We start from the raw sequence: 4,955 nt of genomic DNA, 5'->3' as shown, positions 1-4,955 counted from the left end.
GACATCCAGCGCCGCCATGCAGCCGGTGCCCGCGGCCGTCACCGCCTGCCGGTAGACCTTGTCCATCACATCGCCGCACGCGAACACGCCGGGGATCACTGTATGGGGCGTGCCGGGGGTGACCTCGATGTAACCGTCGCGATCGAGTGGCAGGTGGCCTTTGAACAGCTCGGTCGCAGGCGCGTGGCCGATGGCCACGAAACCGCCATCGACCGCCAGATGCGACGTTTCGCCGGTCACCGTGTCTTTGAGGTCGATCCCGACGAGGCCGTGCGGCTGCCCGCCGCCGACGAACCTCTCTACCGATTTGTTCCACAGCACGCTGATCTTGGGGTTGGCGAACAGCCGGTCCTGCAGGATTTTCTCTGCACGCAGCGAATCACGGCGGTGGATCAGCGTCACATCGTCGCTGTGGTTGGTGAGATACAGCGCTTCCTCCACCGCAGTATTGCCGCCGCCGATGACCGCGACCTTCTTGCCGCGATAGAAAAAGCCATCGCAGGTCGCGCAGGCTGAAACGCCCTTGCCGCCCAGTTCCTGCTCACCCGGCGCGCCCAGCCATTTGGCCTGCGCCCCGGTGGCGATCACCAAAGCCTCTGCCTCATAGACCGTACCGCCATCACCGGTCAGTCGGAACGGGCGGCGCGACAGGTCGACCGAGACGATGGTGTCGTAGATCATCGTCGTGCCGACATGCTCGGCCTGCGCCTGCATTTCCTCCATCAGCCACGGACCCTGCACGACATCCCGAAAGCCGGGGTAATTCTCGACATCGGTGGTGATGGTCAGCTGTCCGCCGGGCTGCAGACCCTGCACGACGATCGGCTTGAGGCCCGCGCGCGCGCCATAGATCGCGGCGGAAAGCCCCGCCGGGCCGGAGCCGAGGATCAACATGCGGGTCTTGACGATGGTGCTCATGTAAATGGCTTTCGTTGGTTGCTGGCGCGTGATGTGGCGGGCGCAGCGGATGCTGGCAAGTGCCCTCGTTGCCCCTACCATCACAAGAATTGCTTTGCCGCGCCTTAAGCAGATTTGGCGCGCGCTTGCCAAGCCGCATGTCGCGATGCACTCAATTTGCTTGCCAAGCCATGCTGCAATGCACACCTCACAGATATGAACCCCCGCATCCTGTCGATGGCAACCGCTGTGCCGCCTTTCAGCGTCACGCAGCATGCTGTGCGCGATCATATGGCGAGCGCGCTGCCGGGTGGGCTGCCACCGCGCATCGCCGCCATTTACGATACGACCGGGGTAGACTGTCGCCATATCGCCCAGCCGCCGCAAGCTTATCTGCAGCCTGCCGATTTTGGTCAGCGCAACCTGGTCTATCTCGATGTTGGCCAGAGCCTTTTGGAGCGGGTCGCTGGCGATGCTCTGGCGCGCGCGGGGTTAGAAGCGGGCAACATCGATGCCATTGTGTGCGTGTCGTCCACCGGCATCGCCACGCCCTCGATCCCTAGCCAGATGCTCGCCGGAATGGGTTTTCGCAATGATGTGCTGGTGCTGCCGCTGTTCGGCTATGGCTGCGCGGGCGGCGTGCTGGGATTGCAGGTGGCGGGCGATCTGGTGCGGGCACAGCCATCGCGCAATGTGCTGCTGTTGACACTCGAACTGTGTTCGCTCGCATTTCGCTTTGGTGATCTCACCAAGAAAGCGATCATTGCCTCCACCCTGTTTGCCGACGGTGCGAGCGCCATCGTGCTGGGCGGTGGAGGTGGCGGCGACGGCCCGGCGCTGGGCGCGTTCGCACAGCATACATGGCCCAACACCCGCGCGATGATGGGCTGGGACATCGACAACATCGGGCTGGGCCTGGTGCTGTCGCGTGATATCCCGGCGTTTGTGCGCGATGAATTTGCCCCGGTGGTCGATGGCTTTCTGGCGCACAATGGCATGACCAAAGGCGATCTCGCCGAGCCGGCTTGCCACCCCGGCGGCCGCAAGGTGGTCGATGCGCTGGAGAGCTATTTTGACCACCTGCCCCTCGGCCTGACAGAAACCCGCGCGGTGCTGGCCGATTATGGCAACATGTCTTCACCCACCGTGCATTTCGTGCTGGAACGAATACTGGCGCAAGGGCGCAGCGGGCCATTGCTGCTCACCGCGCTGGGGCCGGGCTTCACCGGCGCAATGGGAGTGATCCACCGATGAGCAGGCCGGGTCAATGACAATGTTGCCCGCAATCGCGTTGATCTACTGGGCACCCGGCTGGCCTGCCGCCTGGGCGATCCTTGGTTTCCTGACGTTGCAGCGGCTTGGCGAACTGGCCTACGCGCGGCGCAACACGGCAAGGCTGCTGGCGCGCGGCGCGGTAGAGCACGGGCGGCGGCATTATCCGGCGATGGTCGCCATCCACACCGCGTTTATCATTGTGCTGTGGGCGAGCGTTGCCCCTGACCAGCCGATGATCGGCGTGTTTGTTGCCGCGTTCGTTGTGCTGCAACTGGCGCGTCTGTGGGTGTTGGCGACGCTTGGTCCCTATTGGACGACGCGGATCATCTCCTCGCCCGAATTTCCGCGTATCACCAAAGGCCCCTACCGGCTGGTCCGCCACCCCAATTACTGGGTGGTCAGCCTTGAGATCATCGTGATTCCGTTGATGTTCGGACTGTTTTGGGTTGCATTGGTGTGGAGCCTCCTCAACGCAATCATCCTCACCATCCGCATCCGAGCCGAAAATGCGGTGCTTTCGGAACGCGCTGTGCAGAAACCTGTCGCGTGAACCGTCGGTTGCGGATAGAGTCAAGATTCTCGGGGGCGAGTGACTGATTTTTGGAATTGTAATATGCGTCATCTCGTCGGCCTGATGGCCAGTGCCTCGCTGCTGCTCACTGCGTGTGGAGGAGGTGGCGGTGGCGGGTCTCCCAGCCCCTCGCCGACTGCGGCTGCGCCCACAGCAACAGCGCCCGCGCCAAGCCCTGCCCCCAGCGCAACCTGCTCGCTCGCCAGTCGGCAGACCTTTGCCCGCGATGTGCTCGATGAATGGTATCTGTTCCCCGAACTGCTTGTGACCAGCGCCAACCCGGCGAACTTCACCAGCGTGCAGGCCTATATCGATGCGCTCACGGCCACCGCCCGCTCGCAAGGCAAGGACCGGTTCTTCACTTTCATCACCTCGATTGCCGAGGAAAGCGCGTTTTTCACCAGCGGATCGAACGCCGGGTTTGGCATTCGCCTATCGACTGATACCAATGCCCGCCGCGTGCTGATCGCCGAGAGCTTTGAAGGCGCACCCGCGCTCGCCGCCGGAATTGACCGGGGCGACGAAATTCTCGCCATCGGCACCAGCAGCGCCAACTTGCGCAACGTCAGCGATATCATCGCCAGCGAAGGTTCGGCGGGCGTCAGCAACGCATTGGGGCCAAGCGACCCGGGCGTGACGCGCGTGCTGCGCGTCAGCCGGGGCGGCGTGGCGAGCGAAGTGAGCGTGACCAAGACCGAATTCGACCTGCCCGCCGTCTCAAGCCGCTATGGTGCGCGGATCATTCAGGATGGCGGTCGCCAGATCGGCTATCTCAACCTGCGCACCTTCATTTCGTCCGCCAACGCGCCACTGACCGACGCCTTCCGCTCGTTCCGTGCAGCGGGGATCACCGAATTCATCATCGATTTCCGTTACAATGGCGGCGGGCTGGTTTCGACTGCAGAGTTGCTCGGCGACTTGCTCGGCGGCAACCGGAGGACGACCGATTTTTATTCGGGCTATCGCTATCGGCCATCCAAGTCATCGCTCAACGAGGACGGGTTTTTCATGCCACGCGGCGAATCGGTGAGCCCGGTGAAAATTGCGTTTATCGGCACCGGCGCCACCGCATCGGCCAGCGAATTGGTGATCAACGGCCTCGCACCTTATTATAACAACAACCTTGCGCTGGTCGGCGCGAACACCTTTGGCAAGCCGGTTGGACAGATCGCGCTCGACCGTAGCGCATGCGATGACCGGGTGCGCGTCGTCGCCTTCACCACCGTCAATGCGCGCGGGGAGGGGAATTATTTCAACGGCCTCGCGAGCACGCTTGGCGTCACCTGCCGGGCACCTGATGACCTGACCCGACCACTGGGCGATCCGCAGGAAGCTTCAGTCCGCGGCGCGCTCGATTTCCTTGCAGGACGAAGCTGCACACCAATTTCCGCCAGCACACCAACGGGCAATGTCGCTGGTCAGTCGCAGCGCGGGATGATCGCAACGGACCGCGAACTTATCAGCGCGCCAAACCCGAGCGTCGCACAGCGCGAGGTGCCGGGGCTGTTTTGAATCTGCGCTATTGCCCCCCCCTTGATGGGGGAGGGTTGGGTGGGGGTGATCCCTCCGGATTGCTAGGCTGTGCCTGGACGCACCAACACCCTCACCGCTGCGCCTAGGCAGCAAGCTGCCAAGGCTCGCTGCCTCTCCCATCAAGGGAGAGGCGAAGTGGGCGCGCCCATAATACAGCAGACGCGGCGACTTGGCGGAAACATGGTGCCCCGCCATTCTCCGAGCCATCATCACAAAACTGTCGCGGCACACACAATCACTGGTGGTATCTCACCCGGTGCTGGCCTAGATACAGCGCATCGCTGGGGATGACTCTCCCGCATGCCCCAGTTCAGCAGGATCGCGCGCCATCATGAAGCCCTCGCCCCGCAGCATTGCCCTTGCATCGGACCACGCTGCCGTTGGTCTGAAGGCTGAGCTTGCCCAGTGGCTGACCGAACAGGGCCATAAGATTGTCGATCTGGGGCCGGACAGCGCCGACAGCGTCGATTACCCCGATTACGGCTTCAAGCTCGCAAACCATATCGCCGCAGGACATGCCGAATTTGGCGTTGCGCTGTGCGGATCGGGCATTGGCATCTCGATTGCGGTCAACCGCAACCCGGCGTGCCGCTGCGCTCTGGTATCGGATCATCTCGCCGCCAGCCTCTCGCGCCAGCATAACAACGCCAACGTTATCGCGATGGGCGCGCGGCTGATC

Annotated in this window: 5 protein-coding genes; 4 read left to right on the top strand and 1 reads right to left on the bottom strand. The window is 63.1% G+C overall.

Annotated elements, in window-relative coordinates; all coding sequences use genetic code 11:
- Positions 1-918 (bottom strand): thioredoxin-disulfide reductase (gene trxB, locus ACEW8G_RS07190; protein ID WP_373487753.1); only part of this gene is annotated, 918 nt, incomplete at its 3' end.
- A gap of 195 nt (positions 919-1,113) precedes the next feature.
- Between trxB and ACEW8G_RS07185 the strand changes: the two genes are divergently transcribed.
- The 4 genes from ACEW8G_RS07185 to ACEW8G_RS07170 all read left to right on the top strand — a co-directional run.
- Positions 1,114-2,151 (top strand): type III polyketide synthase, encoded by a 1,038-nt coding sequence (locus tag ACEW8G_RS07185; protein WP_373487752.1) that lies wholly within the window; start codon positions 1,114-1,116, stop codon positions 2,149-2,151.
- 13 nt (positions 2,152-2,164) lie between these two features.
- Positions 2,165-2,722 (top strand): isoprenylcysteine carboxyl methyltransferase family protein, encoded by a 558-nt coding sequence (locus tag ACEW8G_RS07180; protein ID WP_373487751.1) that lies wholly within the window; start codon positions 2,165-2,167, stop codon positions 2,720-2,722.
- Between the two features lie 63 nt (positions 2,723-2,785).
- A complete protein-coding gene (locus tag ACEW8G_RS07175) occupies positions 2,786-4,255 on the top strand; it encodes a S41 family peptidase (protein ID WP_373487750.1) in 1,470 nt (489 codons plus the stop codon).
- Between the two features lie 352 nt (positions 4,256-4,607).
- The coding region (locus ACEW8G_RS07170) for an RpiB/LacA/LacB family sugar-phosphate isomerase (RefSeq protein WP_373487749.1) at positions 4,608-4,955 on the top strand (348 nt) is incomplete at its 3' end.

Origin of the sequence: Blastomonas sp., assembly GCF_041747255.1 — a bacterium.
Lineage (GTDB): Bacteria > Pseudomonadota > Alphaproteobacteria > Sphingomonadales > Sphingomonadaceae > Blastomonas.
Note: the sequence above shows the minus strand (reverse complement) of the source record. Positions and strands in the feature narration are given on the sequence as shown.

Bases quoted from the DNA above. Each gene is read 5' to 3' on its own strand.
- ACEW8G_RS07185 (WP_373487752.1), top strand. From the start codon at position 1,114: ATGAACCCCCGCATCCTGTCGATGGCAACCGCTGTGCCGCCTTTCAGC.
- ACEW8G_RS07180 (WP_373487751.1), top strand. From the start codon at position 2,165: ATGACAATGTTGCCCGCAATCGCGTTGATCTACTGGGCACCCGGCTGG.
- ACEW8G_RS07175 (WP_373487750.1), top strand. From the start codon at position 2,786: ATGCGTCATCTCGTCGGCCTGATGGCCAGTGCCTCGCTGCTGCTCACT.